Source organism: Pectobacterium sp. 1950-15 (assembly GCF_037136835.1).
In the GTDB taxonomy this organism is placed as follows: domain Bacteria; phylum Pseudomonadota; class Gammaproteobacteria; order Enterobacterales; family Enterobacteriaceae; genus Pectobacterium.
Genome location: NZ_JBBBQR010000003.1, coordinates 304,934 through 324,887, shown reverse-complemented (window position 1 = coordinate 324,887; position 19,954 = coordinate 304,934). Strand labels below are relative to the sequence as shown.

Annotated in this window: 22 protein-coding genes and 1 pseudogene; 6 read left to right on the top strand and 17 right to left on the bottom strand. The window is 44.9% G+C overall.

The annotated features are described in order from the left end of the window. Nucleotides 1-17: 17 nt before the first annotated feature. The 5 genes from motB to WCT94_RS05570 form a co-directional block, all read right to left on the bottom strand. Nucleotides 18-1,070, bottom strand: a complete 1,053-nt coding sequence (motB, locus tag WCT94_RS05590; protein WP_336868430.1) for a flagellar motor protein MotB — start codon at nt 1,068-1,070, stop codon at nt 18-20. Beyond that, nucleotides 1,067-1,954 carry a flagellar motor stator protein MotA gene (gene motA / locus WCT94_RS05585; protein ID WP_336868429.1) on the bottom strand — a complete coding sequence of 296 codons (888 nt, stop codon included), beginning with the start codon at nt 1,952-1,954 and terminating at the stop codon, nt 1,067-1,069. The genes motB and motA overlap by 4 nt, the downstream gene beginning before the upstream one ends. 136 nt (nt 1,955-2,090) lie before the next feature. Beyond that, nucleotides 2,091-2,669, bottom strand: a complete 579-nt coding sequence (gene flhC / locus WCT94_RS05580; RefSeq protein ID WP_015840815.1) for a flagellar transcriptional regulator FlhC — start codon at nt 2,667-2,669, stop codon at nt 2,091-2,093. A 3-nt stretch (nt 2,670-2,672) separates the two neighbouring features. Then, nucleotides 2,673-3,023, bottom strand: coding sequence for a flagellar transcriptional regulator FlhD (flhD, locus tag WCT94_RS05575; protein WP_015840816.1), 351 nt, complete (start codon nt 3,021-3,023; stop codon nt 2,673-2,675). Between the two features lie 809 nt (nt 3,024-3,832). After that, on the bottom strand, nt 3,833-4,765 hold the full coding sequence (locus WCT94_RS05570; RefSeq protein WP_442955477.1) for a DMT family transporter: 933 nt from the start codon (nt 4,763-4,765) through the stop codon (nt 3,833-3,835). Between the two features lie 310 nt (nt 4,766-5,075). Here WCT94_RS05570 and WCT94_RS05565 point away from each other — a divergent pair, with 310 nt between their 5' ends. After that, nucleotides 5,076-6,797, top strand: a complete 1,722-nt coding sequence (locus WCT94_RS05565; RefSeq protein ID WP_336868425.1) for a methyl-accepting chemotaxis protein — start codon at nt 5,076-5,078, stop codon at nt 6,795-6,797. A 66-nt stretch (nt 6,798-6,863) separates the two neighbouring features. Here the strand turns inward: WCT94_RS05565 and dsrB are convergent, their stop codons facing one another. Next, a complete protein-coding gene (gene dsrB, locus WCT94_RS05560) occupies nt 6,864-7,067 on the bottom strand; it encodes a protein DsrB (protein ID WP_319848221.1) in 204 nt (67 codons plus the stop codon). Nucleotides 7,068-7,277: 210 nt separating this feature from the next. On the opposite strand from dsrB, the gene WCT94_RS05555 reads away from it, so the two are divergent. From WCT94_RS05555 to WCT94_RS05545, 3 genes are all read left to right on the top strand, one after another. Continuing rightward, nucleotides 7,278-8,693 (top strand): diguanylate cyclase, encoded by a 1,416-nt coding sequence (locus tag WCT94_RS05555; RefSeq protein ID WP_336868422.1) that lies wholly within the window; start codon nt 7,278-7,280, stop codon nt 8,691-8,693. Between the two features lie 276 nt (nt 8,694-8,969). Beyond that, the gene (locus tag WCT94_RS05550; RefSeq protein WP_180742553.1) at nt 8,970-9,188 is read left to right on the top strand and encodes a KTSC domain-containing protein; all 219 of its coding nucleotides are present in this window, start codon (nt 8,970-8,972) and stop codon (nt 9,186-9,188) included. 215 nt (nt 9,189-9,403) lie between these two features. Next, the gene (locus tag WCT94_RS05545) at nt 9,404-9,760 is read left to right on the top strand and encodes a hypothetical protein (protein ID WP_336868419.1); all 357 of its coding nucleotides are present in this window, start codon (nt 9,404-9,406) and stop codon (nt 9,758-9,760) included. Nucleotides 9,761-9,778: 18 nt separating this feature from the next. Here the strand turns inward: WCT94_RS05545 and WCT94_RS05540 are convergent, their stop codons facing one another. Continuing rightward, nucleotides 9,779-10,714 carry a LysR family transcriptional regulator gene (locus WCT94_RS05540; RefSeq protein ID WP_336868417.1) on the bottom strand — a complete coding sequence of 312 codons (936 nt, stop codon included), beginning with the start codon at nt 10,712-10,714 and terminating at the stop codon, nt 9,779-9,781. Between the two features lie 111 nt (nt 10,715-10,825). Here WCT94_RS05540 and blaCAR point away from each other — a divergent pair, with 111 nt between their 5' ends. Next, entirely contained in the window at nt 10,826-11,872 is a 1,047-nt protein-coding gene (gene blaCAR, locus WCT94_RS05535; RefSeq protein WP_336868415.1) for a CAR family subclass B3 metallo-beta-lactamase, read from the top strand. Between the two features lie 534 nt (nt 11,873-12,406). On the opposite strand, the gene WCT94_RS05530 is transcribed toward blaCAR, so the two are convergent. The 10 genes and pseudogenes from WCT94_RS05530 to WCT94_RS05485 all read right to left on the bottom strand — a co-directional run bounded on the left by WCT94_RS05530 (nt 12,407) and on the right by WCT94_RS05485 (nt 18,387). Then, the gene (locus WCT94_RS05530; RefSeq protein ID WP_051122287.1) at nt 12,407-12,604 is read right to left on the bottom strand and encodes a hypothetical protein; all 198 of its coding nucleotides are present in this window, start codon (nt 12,602-12,604) and stop codon (nt 12,407-12,409) included. A 131-nt stretch (nt 12,605-12,735) separates the two neighbouring features. Next, nucleotides 12,736-13,569, bottom strand: a complete 834-nt coding sequence (locus tag WCT94_RS05525; RefSeq protein WP_336868414.1) for a DUF4942 domain-containing protein — start codon at nt 13,567-13,569, stop codon at nt 12,736-12,738. Between the two features lie 186 nt (nt 13,570-13,755). Continuing rightward, nucleotides 13,756-14,007, bottom strand: a pseudogene (locus WCT94_RS05520) (TA system toxin CbtA family protein); the annotation flags it as partial. Between the two features lie 69 nt (nt 14,008-14,076). Next, the gene (locus tag WCT94_RS05515) at nt 14,077-14,412 is read right to left on the bottom strand and encodes a type IV toxin-antitoxin system YeeU family antitoxin (protein WP_336868413.1); all 336 of its coding nucleotides are present in this window, start codon (nt 14,410-14,412) and stop codon (nt 14,077-14,079) included. A gap of 39 nt (nt 14,413-14,451) precedes the next feature. Then, complete coding sequence (gene radC, locus WCT94_RS05510) at nt 14,452-14,925, bottom strand: RadC family protein (protein ID WP_336868411.1); 474 nt, start codon at nt 14,923-14,925, stop codon at nt 14,452-14,454. Nucleotides 14,926-15,130: 205 nt separating this feature from the next. Next, nucleotides 15,131-15,736: a hypothetical protein gene (locus WCT94_RS05505; protein ID WP_336868410.1), complete on the bottom strand. Its 606-nt coding sequence runs from the start codon at nt 15,734-15,736 to the stop codon at nt 15,131-15,133. 28 nt (nt 15,737-15,764) lie between these two features. Further along, nucleotides 15,765-16,319: a hypothetical protein gene (locus tag WCT94_RS05500; RefSeq protein ID WP_336868408.1), complete on the bottom strand. Its 555-nt coding sequence runs from the start codon at nt 16,317-16,319 to the stop codon at nt 15,765-15,767. Nucleotides 16,320-16,616: 297 nt separating this feature from the next. After that, a complete protein-coding gene (locus WCT94_RS05495) occupies nt 16,617-16,937 on the bottom strand; it encodes a hypothetical protein (RefSeq protein ID WP_336868407.1) in 321 nt (106 codons plus the stop codon). A gap of 30 nt (nt 16,938-16,967) precedes the next feature. Beyond that, nucleotides 16,968-17,492, bottom strand: coding sequence for a GTPase family protein (locus WCT94_RS05490; protein WP_336868405.1), 525 nt, complete (start codon nt 17,490-17,492; stop codon nt 16,968-16,970). 73 nt (nt 17,493-17,565) lie between these two features. Beyond that, on the bottom strand, nt 17,566-18,387 hold the full coding sequence (locus WCT94_RS05485; protein ID WP_336868403.1) for a hypothetical protein: 822 nt from the start codon (nt 18,385-18,387) through the stop codon (nt 17,566-17,568). Nucleotides 18,388-19,199: 812 nt separating this feature from the next. Here WCT94_RS05485 and WCT94_RS05480 point away from each other — a divergent pair. Continuing rightward, nucleotides 19,200-19,793 (top strand): inovirus Gp2 family protein, encoded by a 594-nt coding sequence (locus WCT94_RS05480; RefSeq protein WP_323666277.1) that lies wholly within the window; start codon nt 19,200-19,202, stop codon nt 19,791-19,793. Nucleotides 19,794-19,954: the final 161 nt, after the last annotated feature.

Here is a 19,954-nt window from a genome sequence, read left to right as displayed (position 1 = left end):
CTGCTGTGAATCGCGGCTTATTGAGAAGGCGTCGCCTGACTATCGGGCGCAGCAGGCAACGCGGTGGTTGGCTGTTGACGCTCTGGAGCAGGAACTCCATTAGTTGGTTGTGGCGATGCTCCACCACTTCCACTCGTATTATTATCACTATTTTCGGCAGCCGGAGTGGTAGGTTTAGGCTTATCCAACCCCATATTTTGTAAATTTTCCGCCTTGTCTATATTTACAGCAGAGCTTTCTGCATTTTCTTCTTCAATATCCTTTTGAGCTTGTCTGCTCAATACCAACAAACTGATGCGTCGGTTAATCGCATCATTTCCACTTGCCGCCTGTTTAAGGTTCATTGTCGCAGCCATACCCACAACGCGCAAAACTTTTCCATCAGACAAACCACCAAAAATAAGCTCTCGGCGTGATGCGTTGGCACGATCTGCAGACAGTTCCCAGTTACTATAGCCACGTTCCCCTGTCGTATACTGAACATCATCAGTATGGCCTGAGATACTCAGTTTATTGGGGAAATCGTTCAGGATAGGCGCTATCGCACGCAGGATATCTCGCATGTAAGGCTCAACCTGTGCGCTCCCGGTTTTAAACATGGGGCGGTTTTGACTATCGATGATCTGGATACGTAACCCTTCATCGATCATCTCAATTAACAGATGTGGACGCAGTGCGCGTAGTCGAGGATCGGCCTCAATTAACTGATCCAGACGTTCACGCAATCTATTAAGTCTAACCTCATCCAGCTTTTTTTCCACGTTGTCTGTTTTGATGGCCTTTTTCACTTCACCATCTTGCTGGGTTGGATCGTTTCCTCCACCGGGAATCGGGCTGGAACTGTCGCTTGATTTAGAACCTGAAGTTAACGCGACCTTTAACGGGGTACGGAAATACTCTGCGATTTGGGCTAACTGCATTGGCGTAGAAATTGCGATAAGCCACATTACAAGAAACAATGCCATCATTGCTGTCATGAAGTCAGCGTAGGCAATCTTCCAGGAGCCACCATGGTGACCCCCATGTCCAGACTTACGCTTTTTGCGAATAATGGGATGTTGATGCTTCATGCGTTACTGTCCGACGCTTGCTGAGTCGGCGATTTCACACGACGAATGTGTTCTTCCAATTCGGTAAAGGAAGGACGCTCCGTTGAGTACAGCGTTTTACGACCAAACTCAACGGCAATTTGCGGAGCATAGCCATTAAGGCTCGACAGTAAAGTGACTTTAATGCACTGCAATACTTTGATTTTTTCTGAATTTTTCTGGCGCAGTAAAGCTGCCAATGGCGAGACAAAACCGTAAGCAAGAAGGATCCCCAGGAAAGTTCCCACCATAGCGTGAGCGATCATCATCCCCAGTTCAGCAGCAGGTCGGTCAACATAAGCCAGCGAGTGAACAACCCCCATAACGGCGGCTACAATACCAAATGCCGGGAGACCATCCCCCATTAGCGTCAAGCTCGTCGCTGGCACTTCGCTTTCATGTTCAATCGTTTCGATCTCTTCATCCATCAGCGTTTCAATCTCAAACGCATTCATGTTGCCGCTGACCATCAAACGCAAATAATCGGTAATAAATTCAACGATCGTGTTATCAGCAAGGATATTCGGATAGCTTGAGAAAATTTCACTCTCGCGAGGGTTATCAATATCAAATTCTAGGGAAAGCATGCCTTGCTGACGGGATTTGGCCATCACACGAAAGAGTAAGGCCATCAGATCCATATACAGGGCTTTATTATACTTGGAACTTTTGACCAAAAGCGGTAACGCTCGTAGTGTTGCTTTTATCGCCTTTCCATTGTTACCAACGATGAAAGCACCTACCGCCGCACCGCCGATAATCAACAGCTCCGAAGGTTGATAAAGCGCACCCAAGGCCCCACCGACCATGAGATAACCGCCGAGTATCGAGGCCACAATTACGATATAACCCAATATAACCAGCACAAGGAATCCTTATAATAAAAAAGGTGGGCGGAAAAAGTGAGATAAAACTGTGGAGCCGTAGCCAGGACGTTCTTGAAGGAGAAATCTATCACCGTCTTCACAACCAACAGTGATAGATTCACAAATCGCTACAGACTCAGACTGCGTGTTTTACCTGTTCATCCAGCAGTTGAGGTATTATATCGGCAAGATTTTGCGAAAGTTTACGCTTTTTTACCGCTCTGGAAGGGGGTTGGCACAAACTACAAACAAAACTGTTTTTAGGTTGATGAGCATGAGTAATGAACATCCCTTTGCAGCAATTGCATGACGACAGTTGCAGCATACCGCTGTCAACAAACCGGACTAATGTCCAGGCTCGCGTCAATGCCAACAGTGGAGAATCGCTCTGTGGCGCACACTGTTCGAGATAGAGCCGGTAAGATTTAATAACCGCTTCAACACCACTGCACTGTCCATTCTTGATTAAAAAGCTGTATGCGTTGTAGAACATTGATGAATGAATATTCTGTTCCCAGGTCATAAACCAATCCGTTGAAAAAGGTAACATTCCCTTAGGCGGCGGACTTCCTCTCAGTTCTTTATACAGTTTAATCAAACGTCCGCGACTTAACTGAGTTTCACTTTCTAACATCTGTAAACGAGCGCCAAGCGAAATGAGTTCCATTGCTAATTGGATATCTTTCGCTTCCTGAACAATACTTTTCTCCGCCATTACTTATGCCCTTTTCTTAGGCAGGTTTTCTTCTTTCGAAGTTAACTGTTGTAATAAGTGGCTCGACAACAGAATCCCTGTATGAATTTGCTGTAAATCATCCACACGCGATTCCTGAGTCAACACTTTGATTGTATTGTGATCGTTAAAACGGAAATGGCATATCAACTGGTTAGTTTCTGCCAATTTGACCATCTGCGGTAAAGTCAGTTGCATCAAGGTATCTGCCATCTCGTCATTGATTCCAAGACGAAACATCGCAGAAGCTTTTTCATCATTAATTAAGCGTTGCGCCAGTAACAAATAAGACAGATTAATGTCATAAATGTGTTTGAGTAATTCAGAGGTACCCATATTTCCCATCCCGACAGGCTATGTTTAAAACATAAGTTAGGTGATAGACCATATCGCCCAGTTCGAAAATCACTCTCCATTGATGGCATAAAAAACTATCGGTGCCAGATACTGCGAGTTACTACTTTATCATTTCTTATTCGGGCAATCGTTACTTGCCAACTTTACGCATCACGCTGCGAATCCGTTCATCCGTGGCTTTTTAGTCCCATCCAGGAGACCCACTCCAACCAAAGCATAGGATTAATCCTAAAACAGCGCAACTGTACCGCCTAATCCGTAGCACATACAACGCGACTGAAGAAGGATTTTGGTCATTATGTGATGCGGATCACATAAATGAAAGCGTTATGAGCCAAACCGTGTCTGGTCAGATCACTTTTATGCCTATTTTTACGCCAAAAACGCGCACGAAACGTTACAAAAAGATCCTTGAAAAGGATAAAAAAGAAACAATTTGCTTGCTATGTAAGTGATAGATATACAAAAAATCCATTGCATCTAAAACGCATACCTTTATGTAAGTTTATACCTTTCACGAAAAACTTACACTTTTTACCCAAAAAACTCTTAACCGCATGTTCTGAAGCAGAATTTATCCCTCTTCTGCCAGAGCACTGCCGTAACGATAACAAAACATATAGATATGACAGGAAAATGTAAGGAAAAAGATATTGCATTGATATTAAAGAAATTAGTGAGTTATCAGGATTGATTGCAGGTGCTATAGCATGAAATTATTCCGCTCTCAAACTTCACGCTACAGGCCGTGTCTTCAGGGCGCTACGTGAGTTGGGTGACCGAAGCAGTTACCGATCGCTTTTCACAACCCGGTTAACCAGCCAAATACCTGAACACACCAGGACGAGTGCAAAGAAATATTTCCACTCCAGGATGCTTTCATTAAGGAACAGCGCTGACAGTAGCGTACCAGATACCGGAATGAGGAAATTAAATGGCGCAACCATACCGACCCGATTGTATTTCAGCAGTTGGCTCCATAACGAAAAAGCAACTGACGAGAGCAAAATAAGATAGCCCAGCATCAGTACCGCTTTCCAATCCGGTATGATGAGTGTCCCGCCTGTACAGTATCCCGATATCGTTAAAATGATCCCGCCAATAGCCAGCTGATAACCGGTCATCACCATTGGATCCATCGTTTGTGATATTCGCTTACCATATATAGTAGATGCTGACAAAATAAAGGCCGCAATCACAACGAATCCATCACCTAACAGCGTAAAACCGATGCTCATTCCGTTACTATTGATATTAACGACCATCACACCGGCAAAGCCTAATATACAGCCAGTTAGCTTGTTGATATTTAATTTATCATTCTGGTATAAATAATGAGCAAGCAGCACACTGAAAAAAGTACTGGTTGCATTCATGATCGAACCTTTAACACCCGTGGTATAAGCCAGACCGATATAGAAAAAAACGTACTGCAGTGATGTCTGGAATATTCCCAGGATGCTTAGCTGGACTAACTGCCCACGCTGGAAGCGCCCGATAGACCGACCACTTAGCACGGCAAGCGCTAGCAGCAACAGCCCGGCGAACGCGAATCGGTAGCCTGCGAAAACGAGTTTTCCAGGAATATCATTATCTGGAATGTGAAACAGTTCATAACCATTTTTAATTGCCGGATAAGCACTTCCCCAGAGCAAACAGCATAATGTGGCGATAAAAAAAACAACTTTTTTATCAGAAAAAAAATGCGTGCGCTTTTCCAAGAAAAATTCCCCCGAAGATAGATTCGACATAATAGCGTTGAACCCCAGACAAATAAAGTTAGGAAACCAGACTCTTTATTTTTTATTATCATTCTGTATGATTTCGCATCACGTATTTCTCTTTTCTTTTTAAAGAGTTAAAAACGTGATCGGGATCGCACCGAATTTGATTAAGGTTTCTCAATATATGCCGATTATCTTTTACATTGGTTGTTTAGCTAATGGATTGTCATTAATGTAGACACTAAAATCTAAACGCCAATGCCACCACTAGTGGCATGGTAAATCATAAATTCCTGAGAATGAGTGAATGGATATGAAAATAACTTCAAGGTCTGAGCAGCACGCCGAGGCTGGCATGCTGAGCAATTTACGGCTAGTTCCCTTATTCGTCATTATTCTGGGTGGTATCATGCTGTTATTTGCAGCATCTATCGGCACATCCAGCTATTTTCTACAAAGCAGCAATCAGTCATTAGACGACGTTACACAAGAAATCGATACCCGCATGGGGATCTCAAACAGTTCCAACCATCTTCGTACTGCGCGTCTGTTGCTCATTCAGGCCGCTGCGGCTGCGCGTATTGGTGATTCTCAGGTCTTCAATGACAACCTGAAGCAAGCTGAACAGCGGCTGGAACAGTCAAAAAAAGCCTTCATGGTCTATGAAGAGCGTCCGGTTAAAACACCGCAGGATATGGCGTTGGACGGCGATCTGCGCAAATCTTATGATGCTTATGTCAATCAAGGCCTTATGTTGATGCTTACTGCTGCAAAACAGGGGCTGTTTGAAGAGGTCATTACTCTCGAATCTGAAGAAACTCGGGTTTTGGATTTGGCCTATAACAAATATTTGTTAGAGGCTGTCGCTTACCGCACGCAAAGAGCGAAAGAATTAAACGAAACTGCGCATAAAAACGCGCTACTCGGGTATTCGTTAATGGGGGGCAGCTTTGCTCTGGCGACCGTTTTAACGCTTCTGACGTTCTTCATTCTGAGAGGCATTCTCATCAAACCAATGAATCAGTTGGTTATGAGAATCCAGCGAATTGCGCAAGGCGATTTGACTCAAATGTCAGAACGTTATGGCAGGAATGAAATCGGTACGCTAGCCAGTAATGTTCAGCAAATGCAGTCTTCTCTGGTCACCACCGTCACTACCGTCCGGGAAAGTGCAGATTCGATTTATCAAGGTTCGACGGAGATTTCATCCGGTAACACAGACCTTTCCTCGCGAACCGAGCAGCAAGCCGCAGCACTTGAACAGACCGCGGCAAGCATGGAGCAATTGACTGCAACCGTGAAGCAAAACTCAGAAAACGCGCATCACGCAAGCCAGCTCGCAGCAAATGCTTCTGGAAAAGCCAAACAGGGTGGCGATATCGTTGCAAACGTCGTCAACACGATGAACAGTATTTCGGGTAGTTCAAAGAAAATCTCTGAAATTACCAATGTCATTAACAGCATTGCATTCCAGACGAATATCCTTGCGCTAAATGCGGCGGTTGAAGCAGCCAGAGCGGGAGAACAGGGGCGCGGTTTTGCCGTCGTCGCCAGTGAAGTTCGTAGCCTCGCACAGCGTAGTGCGCAAGCCGCAAAAGAGATAGAAACGCTGATTTCCGAGTCCGTCAACTTGGTCAACAGTGGTTCTGTTCTGGTTGATAACGCGGGCCAAACCATGAAAGAAATCGTCGATGCCGTGACTAACGTCACTGACATCATGGGTGAGATTGCCTCTGCCTCTGACGAACAAAGTCGGGGAATCACTCAGGTTGGCCAGGCGATATCTGAAATGGATAGCGTGACACAGCAGAATGCCGCGCTTGTTCAGGAAGCCAGTGCTGCAGCCGCATCGCTGGAAGAGCAAGCCGCGCTGCTGACCCGTGCCGTTGCGACATTTAAGCTATCCGGACATTTATCAGACGCACCTTCATCCCCTACCCGGCCGAACGCTCTGGTCGCGAAGGACCGTTCCTCACTAGCCCTCCCCCGCCAAGCCAATACGGAAAACGGTAACTGGGAAACGTTCTAATAGTACGACGGATATCATTGCGAGCATTGTTCACACGGACAATGCTCGTCTACCGATATCTTCCTTTTACTCTTTTTCCGGCAACGTCTTTGGCTCAACAAACGTACCATCTTTACTGTCAGCTTCATTGAAAAACCAGATACCGGCTGGGTAATCTTTTAATGCAACTAAATACATTATCCCTTCCTGGAACGTTTCCACAGCCAGAATCGTCCCTTCCCGGCGCGTTTTCCCATCGGTTTTAACTGTAACCAGATCATTAACTTTCATAAATTTATCTCAAAATAGCTTCTAACATCAAAAAAACAGCATTATCATTTGCAACTACGGTAGTAATAGTACCTGTATGAAATGATTAATTTTATTTGTTTTTAACAACGCCATATTGACCCTCTCTGTCATTAAATATCGATTATTCAGGCAAAAAATTGATTGTTTCTATCCTAGTACATCCGACATATTCGCAAAAGAGATTAAAAGTTGAACGAACTATTGAACGTTAATGAACAGAGAGATAACGGTGAGTTGGACTACAATCAAGTCATAACATCAGAATGGATGCAATTGATAGCCACAACCTCACAGAAATCTTTTAATCTACTGCGAACCCTCTCCGATCAGAAAGCGTCCGACTTTGCTGACGAGTTCTACTCTTACATGCTCAAAGATCAGGAAGCCTCCCTTTTTCTTTCCAGCCAGCAAGTCCACGATCGTCTCCATGGATCGATGAGCAAATGGATAGTAGATATTCTAACGAATACCGGGGAACATCTGTCTGACCTGATTAATCATCAAAAGAAAATTGGTCAGATTCATGCGCGTATTGGTATTCCCGTCGATCTGGTTGAGCGCGGAGCACGGCGTCTAAAATGGCACCTTTATGAAGACATCGCACAGGTCGCCGAGGATAAAGCACTGTGTTTTGACGCCATGCGTTTTGCCTCTATCTCTATGGATATTGCCATAGAAATCATGAGTAAAACCTATTCACAATCGCACGATCTCGCGGCCAAAAATGAAGAATCCTATCGGCTATTTTCCATTCTGGAAAATGCCAGTATGGAGAGAGAACGTCAGAACGCATCGCTACTAAACTGGGAAAATGCCTTTATTTTCAGCGTTGCCACGGGTACGCCTCTTTCCAGTATCCAAGACCTGAGTGATTCAGAGTTCGGGCTGTGGTTTAACCACAAGGGGAAATCCAGTTTCAGTAACATTCAGGGGATACGCACTATCGCCTCGATCATGACGGAAACGGATGAGTATATTCGCGGCTATAGCACGACGACACTACTGACCCAGCAGGATTACGCTCCGCTACTTAAATCTGTCAGAAGCAAGATTTATAAAATAAATATGCTGCTGGGGTCGCTATTTGACGAAGTCCAAAAACTGGAAAGCGGTAAGGATACATTGACCCTTCTGCTAAACCGTCGCTTCCTGCCAACCATTCTTCGGCATGAAATATCGCTGACAATGCACTCAAGTACCCCGCTCAGCATTGCCATGATTGATATTGACCATTTTAAAACCGTCAATGACACATATGGCCATGCGGCTGGCGATAACATCCTGAAAAGGATTGCAGAAGTTCTCTATGAAAGCACGCGGAACAGCGACTATGTTTTCCGTTACGGCGGGGAAGAATTCATGATCGTGCTTATTGAAACGCCCAAAGTTGCCGCCTACACCATCATCGAGCGACTGAGAAAGAAAATTCAGGATCACCCGATTTATCTCCAAAATGGTGAAAGCGTTACAATGACCATCAGCGCAGGCATCGCCGTGTATAGTGGCCATCCAGATTATGAATGTCTGATAAAAGCAGCGGATGATGCGCTCTATCAGGCCAAGGCCAACGGCAGAAATAGGATAGAATACGCGCCGGAAGAATAACGATTTACCTTGTTGCAAACCTGCGCGTATGGTCACAGTCGCAAAAGAATAGCCCGCTATTCTTCATCGCAGGTTTGCATCCTCTCGCTAATCAAACAGATGGATTCCCCCGCCATTGAACAAATTCACAGCATAAAAACAATAAACTATCGATTTTACTAACCAACCCGCCAGAAATTTGATACATATTCAATAAATAAGCATGATCGTCGACAATGCATCATGCAGTGAATCGTTGATAGTTTGATCTTATTTTACGCTGGGGAGGAACGAGCATTGCAGCGACAGCAGGTTTCATCGTCACGAATTTATTCGATTGGGTACGATCCAAAGACGCATAACCTTGAGATAGAATTTCATAATAAAGAGATCTATCAATATGTTGGCGTACCTGAATCTATCTATAAAAAATTTATTTCTGACGCTGTCGTCTCTAAAGGTCGTTTCTTTGATGGCGTGATAAAAGATAAATTTTTATGCCGAAAAATCAGATAAAAATTTAGCCATCACAGCGTCAATATTTGCCGTTGTTTCTTAACGACGACGTAAAGCGTCGCCTTGCGCCACATCTATTTGCCCTTTACTCTCTCAACCGTCTTCCAGCACCACAACTGATCATGTGAATTAACCATATATTCGGGAGGTATCTTCCCGATAACATCCCTTCAGACTGTGTGAGTATCTATCCTGTCTAACTAAGGAGAGTACCTATGATCGCATCGGATATTCAGGGGGCTAATCTTTTATTTGCCCAATCCAGTAAGCACGCAATTGCGCCAGATGAAGATACTTTCAAGATGGCACTTGAGAAGGCACAAGATAGCGGACAGATCTCCAGACACGAACCCAGCGCTAAAGTTGAGCCCCAGCGTTCAAAAGCAGCACAGGAATTTATGGACTGGGTCTCCATGTCTCATGAAGAAAGATTATTTTTCTCCGTACTTGCATCCATGGGAATATCCAAGGAGCAATATGAGGCAATGTCATTAGAAGAACGCATGGCATTAGAGCTCAAAGTACAAGAGCGTATCAAAGAAATGGCGGAACAAGGTCAACAACTCGCGTAATGACAATAAACACGCCTGTTATAGAGGTATGGGCGACACCTTAACGTCATTAACCTTATCGCCCGCCAAGTCAGCAAGTAAAAAATCCAGTAACGTACGCGTACTGGAGGGTAAGTATTTGCGTGAACTGTATAACGCATAGACACCTAGTTCCGGCAGTGAGTAGTCCGCCAAAATGCGAACCAAAGCGCCGGTACGAAGGTAGGGAGCCGTCGTAAAAGCAGGCAAATGCACGATACCTCCTCCTGCAAGTGCGGTGTGCAGAAGTACCATGCTGTCATTCGCTGCAAAGTTGCCCGTGACGTCCACTTCATCCATCATCAGATCTGTACCGTTAGCTGACGGAGCTTGAAAGCGCCAAACATTGCCAAAGCGAGTATGGTACAAGCAGTTGTGTTGCCTGAGATCGTCTGGCCGCAGGGGCGTTCCGTTGCGCGCCAGATAATCGGGCGACGCACAAACGACAGAAGCACAACGGGTTAGCTGGCGCGAAATCGCACTCGGTTCGAGCTTGTCACCGACATGAATAGCCAGATCAATCCGTTGCTCCACCAAATTCACCGACGCATCCTTCAGCACCATTTCGATAGCCACTTTAGGATATTTGGCAGCGTAGCGCCTCAGTGCATCCGCCAGGTAGGATTGACCAAATGAAATGCTGCTAGCAACCCGGATTAGACCGTTAGGTTCCTGATTTCGACTCTCAAGGGCCGCTCCAATGTCATCATTCAACGCTAAAATTTGTCTACAGTAGGACAAAATCTCGCTACCGGCACTCGTCAGCCCCAAACTGCGACTGGAACGATGCAATAACCGAACGCCAAAGGCTTTTTCCAGCGACGCAATGTAGCGCGTAGCCATGGCCCGGGAGATATCCAGTTTGTTTGCGGCGGCTGTAAGGCTCCCGAGCTCAACCACATCGACAAATACCTGCATGGCAACAAAGCGATCCATACCCCACCCTATTGTTCGAAATATGCAACGTTAGTTTGCATTATCTCCCATTTATTCGTCCGGATACTGCAACTATAGTCTGGGTTTTACTATCCGGACAAGAGATAAAGAATGAAAAACCAACGTCTTACCCCTCTGGCCATTTTCTTGCTTTGCTGTAGTACGGCCGCGATGGCTCATACCTCCCCTATGCAAGATGCCAACACCAAAAGCACCACGACTCCCGCACCGACAGGATGCGGGCCATCCTCAACCATCAACCAGCTTTTTGAAGAATTTGGAAGCAGCGGAAAAATGCCGGCAGAACTTGGACGCTGGCTGAATAATGCAAAAGCCCAGACTGTCGAGCCCTACAAGGCCTTTGATAATGTTTACTATGTCGGCATTTGCTGGGTTTCGGCATGGCTCATTAAAACCAGCGAAGGGCCGGTGCTGATTGATACGCTGTACGGTGAATTTACGGACCAGCTTATCGAGAACATAAAGAAAGTTGGCGTCGACCCGGCAGAGATCAAAATGGTACTGCTGACGCACGGACATTTTGATCATGTTGGTGGTGTATCTAAACTCAAGCAGTTAACCAACGCGCATTTTGTCATGTCTACGGAAGGCTGGCAGGAAGCACAGGCAGATGCGGCAAAATCACAAGGGAGAGCCGATGCCTGGGTTATGCCTGCTCCAACAGCCACGGACATTCAGGTTAAAGAGGGAAGCGAGCTGAAGGTCGGTGATACCACCTTTTATGCCTATCACACTCCTGGCCACACTTGGGGAACCACATCTTATGCGCTGGATGTCAAAGAGGGAAAGAACACCTATCACGCGATTACTATTGGAGGATTGGGGCTAAATGCTATCGACGGCACGCAGCAGGTTGAGGCCTATATCCGTAGCATCGATCATATCAGAGCAATGGTGAAAGACACCAAACGCCCCATTACCGTACACCTCACCGCACATCCTTTCAGCAATGGGCAAATTGAGGTGCAAAATCAGTTAAAAGTGCGTCAACCTAATCAGCCTCACCCTATGGTGGATGCAAAAGGACTACTCCAGCAGCTCGCTACGCTCCGCGCTGGTGCCGTGGAACGACTAGCAATCGAACAGGCGGGGGGCAAAAGTAAACGTTTAGAGGAAAGAAACAGTCCTTCTAGATAAGGGAAATGAGCCGAAAAAATGAAACTCCTGACCATCAGCCAGGCTGAGTTGATACCTACCGTAAAACCCCGATGATTGGTGGTCAGAATAAAAAACAAAAATAGTGCATATCTAGCGCTGATACAGAAATCATATTCGGAAAGATATTAGGAAAGGGACTTTCAGGCACAAAAAAACCGCATCTCGGCGGTCTACGACATTGCACGCAATGTGCTTATTTTAATTCGTTTTAAATCAATGGTGCCGGGGCGGGACTTGAAAAACAAACCCATCTTATTGAAAATAAAGACACATCATAAGTGAACATAGACGATATATCCTCATTTGTATACTCAGTCTTTTTCCCTTCACACCAGTGACTACTCGCCACACAATTCAACAGTGATGTTAAAAACGTTGCGATGCAAAATCTGATGTATAAATAACATCGGTACAACTTCATTCAGTGGTTAGATGCTATCGTGGTTTACTCTAGATAGCAAAACCGTTATCAAGACAGCGAGTGCATTTCTGGCAATCGGTTCACCGCTATCATCAGGTCTGGGGGGCTTTAGGTTGCTCCCTGTCCTCCATAAAATCAGAAGTGGCATCCTCGGTAGCAAACCAACCATCCCAGCTCTCCCCCGATGACGTAGTGATACGTGAGTGATCGATCGCAGTCGTATCTGCGTCTTTCACATCATCGGTCAATGCGGCAGTTTTTGAGATACTGCTATTCCCTTTTCTCATCATCGCCCTTCTCCCGCCAAACGATACGTGGCACATAACATGTCGTATCCCCCTTTTACATTACCAGACTAACATTACCATCAACGTAGCAACGAGATAGGTAACCTCCATCCAGCCCCCTAGCCTGTCGATAATCACCTTGCCGCCAACATCCCTGGATAATGTTTGGCAATTATATCGTTCATCTGATCGATCAGGTCAGGGCGTTTAAACGTGAGATGCCCAGTGCCTTTCTGAAAGTAACGCACGCTAAAGAACTCATCCTCGTATTCCTGCTGATGCGGATTATCACGGATATGGTCCATCAGCCGGATGGTGACATCGCCACGATTGTCGGGGATCGGTTTGCCATCCAGCAGATACAGCATACGCTCTAGATCGGCCAGTTGATCGCGTCGCCAGCCCCAGTTCAGGCCAAAGCCCCAACGGTTGTAGGTCACCAGATTGTTGATAATGATTCTCTTGCCGAAGTAACAAGGGTGATTGGTCTTGTAATCCCACGATAGCCCTTTGAATACATTGATTACCCCGCGCTCGAATACCTCCAGCTTACTCTGGTGAAGTTGCTCAAACGTGCTGAGAATATTGGCTTCACTGATGGCCGGTAGTTCCCCTTCATCGAGATTTTTATGCCACTGGCTACGCGCTTCGGCATCCATCAGCGACAGCATGCCGGATTTCAGCATCAGATCGCGCCAGATATTGCGATCCAGCGTGCGGGTGATGGCTGGCATCGCCTTATCAGGCGTTTCTGTCAGCCAGCACTCGTAGCGATGCCCCTGCTTTAATGCCCAGTCTTCGGCAGTACCGCCACCAATAGTCGCTGTGAGTGTTGAGATCGCCCGTAGCTGGTTGAGGAGCTGTTCTATCTGTTGCAGAGCGGCATCACGTCCGGTAACGATACGTTCGATATTGGTCGAGCAAATCAGCTCGGTGTGTTCGGTCAAAACCTCGGGTTCAATTTGCATAGTTTGTGGTCCATACATAAAAGCAAATGCGCCAACCGCTAAGGACTGGCGCATTATGCATCGGAGAGAGGAATAAACAGGTTTGGTGCGATGCGACTGGAAAGCCGCTCGCAATCTTTATGCCTTGAGCAAGCCAGTAGCACGTCTGGCACGGAGTACATCAACGGCAGTGAGAAACGGTGATTACTCCTGCCAGTTAAAACCGTCGCGATCGATACGCACCAGTTCGTATTTTTCCACCAGAAAATTGACGGCATTGACCAGCGTGATGCCAGCATCGATATGCGCCTGAATCACGTTTTCCTCACAGAATGGTGTGTCGTTCAGCGTCAGGCCGTAGTGCTTTTCCAGCAGGTAGGTCAGGAGTTGCTGCCAGACGGCTATAGGCGACGCACAGGGATTATCCTCCCGTGACGGGATTGCAGGTGTTGTTTGCATGAGAATATTCTCTTCAGATTAAGTCGATAAAATCAGGGAAACGTTCAGAATAGGGAGAGAAGCAGCGGATTATTGTGTTGCCGCTGAAGAGGGATAGATAACAATATACACGTAGCCAAAACTGCCCAGCGTATCGGCTTCACAGGTCCATTCATTGCAATACAACGTGATGCAACCCTGCTGACGGGGATTCAGTTCCCCCATGCGTAGCTTCTGTTCCAACAGCTTAATTAGCCCAGGGAAGCAACGTTCCAGATTTTGGGCTTCTGTTTTGCTAAACGTACCGATAAAGCTGGCCCGGTCTGCCAGATAATGCAGGCGGTGTCCTTCCTGCACCAGTCTGGCTCCAAATCGCGGCGTGACGGCACATTTTAGTCCCCATTCCGGGGTATCCGATGATGGCATGATGTTTTCCTTATAAGAATTCAGCGGTAAGCGTGTTCATCACAGCCAGCCACGTTCAGCAAACGACACTACCTCAGCACCGCCGACAACCAGATGATCGAGGACTCTGACGTCGAGTTGTGACAGCGCATCCTTCAACTTGTCGGTGATATGGCGGTCAGCCTGACTGGGCTCGGCACAGCCGGAAGGATGATTGTGTGCCAGTATCACGGCGGCGGCGTTATGACACAGTGCCGCTTTGAGGATTTCACGCGGATGCACTTCGGTACTGTTGATGCCGCCCAGCGCGATAATTTCCTTTTCTATCAGACGGTGTTGGTTATCCAGGTACAGCACCATAAAGACTTCGCGCTCCAGACTGCTGAGCTCCAGCATTAACCAGCTTTTGGTGTCCTCCGAGGTTTTGAACTGTCGCGCATTTTTACGCACGCGTTTTTCCAGCAGGCACAACGCCATCTGGATGATGCGCTGCTCTCTGGACGCAACGCTGCCTGCCAATGAATTACATGACATGATGGTTCCTTGTAATTGAACAGAAAGAGAGGAATGAATAGAAAAAGAGCAGGTCAGAGTAGCAATCCTATTCTTTTCAGTAACTGATATCCCTTGGCGTACTCATAGCAGCCAGTGACTGCTATGGCGCAAGGGAAAGCACGTGAGTTGGCCCATCAGATAACCTGTGGACCAGTAATTTTCAGAGCAAATAAACAACACAACGTTAGGGGGCGGCAAGCGCAGAAAGCGAGCTGTATCCACGTTTGATATCACAGTGCTTTGCATTGGCATCAATCAGGGACTGTCCCAACTTTTTGGCAAGCAACGTTGCTGGATACTGATAGCTCCACCCCATTGGGTTATGATCAAAGGTGCCATCGTTATAATAGAAATGAAAAACAAATGAGCCTGTTCGATAATCCAGCATATTGGAAATCGCTTTTGCCAGATTAGCCGAATGCAGACTATCCATGAGCGTTTTAGCGTGGTCAGCATTGTTATTCATTTGATGACTACCATCAGGATAATACTGCACGGTCATTCCTGTTGCGCCTTCGACGTTGTCACCGTAAATACCTTTCAGGTAGTACCGTATATTTAGGTGATTGTCTTTGGCATAACACGTCAGAACGAATTTCTCCGTGTTACGTCCCTTTTTACCGATAATGATAAAATCATCAACACCTGCCGCTATTTCGTTGTGTCTAACATCAACGGTGTCAACAACCGCATTCTTATAGCTAATTGGCTTGGGATCATAAGCAGCGGCATACAACTGAGAACTCCATAGCGATATAGCCAATAGCGTGGTTATCATTATATTTTTCATATAAATAGTCCTTTATGATGCCCTGTTGTTATTTTTCATCTGCGAGCGTGACATAGATGGCGTTGTCTGCTCGTACCTCAATCGTTAACGGTTGTTTAAAACCAGAATTCATCAATGCATAGGCCTGATAAAAGCGCCCTTTAACTTCTTCTTTTACATCAGTAACACGAATGCAATGCTCTTCAATTCCCTGACGTTTCATAATTTTTGTAACAACAGGGCAGGCACTTTGCGCCAGAAGATCTGTCCCTGACTGACTTTTAAAATGGTTACCAACCAACACGGAGAGGACAGTACAAAGCAGCCATACCTGCAATAAACGCCACGGTTTTCCTTGCCTTTCATCACGCTGACGTAGATAGACCATTGGCAATAAAAACCACCAGACTGCCGGTGCCTCTTTTTCCTGTTTCATCAGTTGCAGACGATCCAGTAATACCCAAATTAGAGAGAAGACGGTATAGAGCGTTAGGGCTACTTGTTGTGGCAGAAAAATTGCGGAAATGGCCCAGATGGCGGGAAGCCCGATAGCCATAGACCAGGCGTGACTATCATATTTGGAAAGCGGATACGGTTTAAACATAGTGAAGTTACCCTTTGAAAGTGAAGAAATGAATGAAATAGGAAAATAATCCTTATTAACCAGTTAATTGGATTGAGTGGCAGAAGGAGTGGCTTTAGCTGGCTGATGAAAGATCGTATAGGGATAGCGCAAGGAGAGATAATCGTTAATTCAGATCGATATGTATAAATCGATCGTCATTATCTATCATAAAAACGATCGATAATTATTTATTAATCGACATAAACTATCATAAATCAATGTTCGATCGTTAAAACAGATCATAACGAAAGTGATAACGCCACCACAGAAAAGGAATTAAAAGAAGATATGCCAAAGTGATTTAGCCAGTGAAATCAGACGTTCTCTTACTGTTAATAGAACTGTTGAAAATGCCTTGGAAGTGAGTATGTTGCCGATTGTCTCATCAAATATGTCGCCAACCGCATCGGCAAAACGCTCACGTGCACTGCCAATCACTTTTTCTGTTCTATACACGGTTCCCAGTCGGCCGACAACGACACCACTGGCTCTGGCTGGTAATGCCATGATGAATGTTTCCACCCACTGGTGCAGGTTGTACCCTTCCGAAGCAGAAACAGCCAAAACAGGGTGTAAAGGTTTAAAGGTTGATTCCACTCGCTCTGTCTTGAGCGTCAGATTTTTATACTAACTCTCAGAAGGGCGATTATTCTTCCACTCGCGGCAAGGTTCAATTTTGTCCGCCTGGCTGAGCACAAAAAGAAATCTGGTCGGGTCAGCACCAGCCTGAAGGAGTTTTCGGTAACATTGGATATCCTCATTCCAGGCGCGTTCATCTGCTTTCAGCACCCAGATAATCAAATCCAACTTCTCAGCCCATTCTTGATAAAGACGAGAATAGACTTTGTCGAGCCCTGGCGTTTCACCCACACCAGGAAAATCAATAAGGCTAAGGGTATGTGACTTGTAACTTACCTGATAACGTTGAATGCGCCGGGTACAGCCATTGACAGCATCCACTTTGGCAGGAGGAGGACTGAAAAGCGTATTACACAGGCTAGACTTGCCAGCGCCACTTTTTCCCATCAAACCAATAACAGGAGCATAATAAATAACCTTATCAAGCTGATAGCAAATACGGCCAGCGATATCATCGGGTAATGATGAAAATACAGGTGTAAGTAATACGAATGGTTGAGATATCTGTTTCATTTTATATCCTGCAATAATTAAATTATCGAATATCACAGGAATAATGTATTTCTAAAAAACAATTCAACTGCAATTAGGATAATTTATAAGGCTTTTTGAATAACTCACGGCCTTTTAAATTAAACCTTTCCTTATTAGATGAAACCGTAACACCCAGAATAGCATCTTTATTCTGAGATAGATTCTTTTGAATTGTTTTATCGTTAATTATTTCTTGCCAGGCTTGAGGCTCTCGCAATACGGGAATAAAAAAGCAGCCCTTATCATTACCCAGTTGTTTCCTATCAAAAATTGGTGCAACGCCTACATACCTATTAGGGATGGTCCGCTCCCACTGTTTATTGATAAGATCCGTTTGTCTCAGATAGCGAATATTGAAAAAATCATAACGACCATCATGCTTATCCCACAAATCTTGAGTAATAATAAACGGTTGATATACTAAATGGTATGCTATATTTAATGCATTCTTATCGATTAAAGATATCCTTCCCTCAAACTCTGTTTTTAGCAAAATAATATAATATTCATTTTTTGGTAATGGAATGTACTTTTTTATTACTTCCCCATAAAAATCATCATATATAGCAGCATTGATACTTTCATGAATCATGCCATTGTAATATTCGTTACGTTTGGTTTCAAGAGTTAAAGGAGAAATAGCAAGGCCGAATTGCTCCGATAATAGAAAAGATTGCGGTTTTGGTCTGTAGACTTCATAAATCATTATCCCTGATTTTATTATCGCTTTTTCCCGATTGCGTTCCATTTCCTGCCTGATTAACCCTTCGAGATATCCTGACTTTGTCACCCCCTGTTCTGCTGCAGCCTTTGTCACCCAGTCATAGGTTGTCGTATTGGAAAAGTAGGTTGTAATTTTATGCTTGCTTGCCATGTTCGATTGACCTTTAACTGCTAGATACTTCGTTATAGTAAGTCACTTTATTACATCAATCAAACAAAAAGTAGGTCACTAAAAAGTGACCTACTTTTAAACAAAAATATTTTATACAATGAGTTGTAATTAATCACACTGTTAAAAGCTGATGATAAAGCATACCCAAGAAAAGTCACCTTTTCCCCCGTAGATCCTTGCTCAGTAAGCGGTTCTGTAAAAAATTACGCCACAGACCATCAGTTGTAATCACAGAAATGTGGCTCCTCCCCACTAATGCGTCAGACGAAAAATCGGCGCTATGGCTAGGCAAAAAAACGATCATTCACAACATCAGAAGCCCGATGTGCAAAACCATTACTGGCAAAGAGATGCGCCTGCACGTAACTTCCTTAAAGTTTTTATGGGAGAGCAAGAATAGATAACTCCAGAGTAAAAATTCGTCGTCAAAAGGCAAAAATCGGGTACAGAGGCCAGGTAATACCTCGCTTCTTCGATTTTGAGGGTAAGGAACATCTATCGGATTGGATAATATCTATTAAAGAAGGGATTAATACACATAACGATATGATGATAAGCATTAGCTCCTATTTTAATCATCATCAATGACAAGTAAGACATCGTACATGCATACCTTATGTTGGGAGGCGTAGATACTTGAGTCATATGGGGTGGGACAACCTTGGTATCAGGTGTACAGCAGTCATTTATAGTAACAGAACGATGAGTACTGACCATTACCACTAACCTCGATATTTTATTTTTCAAAGGAATGTGCATTGTCTGAAACCAACATTCATTGAGACAATGCCATGAATAAAATTCCCCCTGAAAAATATAATAATTATTACCTTTATAAAATTAAAAAGACGCTGGAGTTAGCGGTACTAGCTCACCATAGAACGCTTGTTGTTCGCGTTGATTTGCATTTCCCTGATAATGTTCATGTTGAAAATAATAAGGCCATTAGCGCCTTTACACCGGCCCTAGAATCTCGACTCATAGCCAAATACAAACGACAGGTAAAGAAAAACCCCGGTAAACAGATTCACCAGTCAGACCTGCACTACGTCTGGGTCAGGGAGCAAAATCAATGTGGTACGAAAATCCATTACCACGCACTGCTCATGTTCAATAAAGATGCGTTCTATACGCTCGGTGATTACACACAAAGAGGCAATTTGGCAGATATGATCATTCAGGCATGGTGCAGTGCATTGAATCTGGATGCAGAGAAACACCGCACACTTGTCACATTCCCCACAAATCCTTGTTATTACCTGTATTGGGCAGACGCAAGCAAGGGTACCAACTTTGACGCCATAAATAGCCGCATTGAGTATATGGCGAAACACCGAGACAAGCAGTACAGCAGGAAAGTACGCACAATGGGATGCTCAGCCTAATGCTAAGCAATTCATAGAAACAATCCGCACCTTATTGATCACACTGGCTATTAGCGAAAACGAGCCAATGGGTTAGCACTCCTGCTATTTAGTTTTTTACGCGGTCTTCCATCCACTGAGGAGGGCTGTATTTTACATCAATCATCAGTCATTCCTCCTTT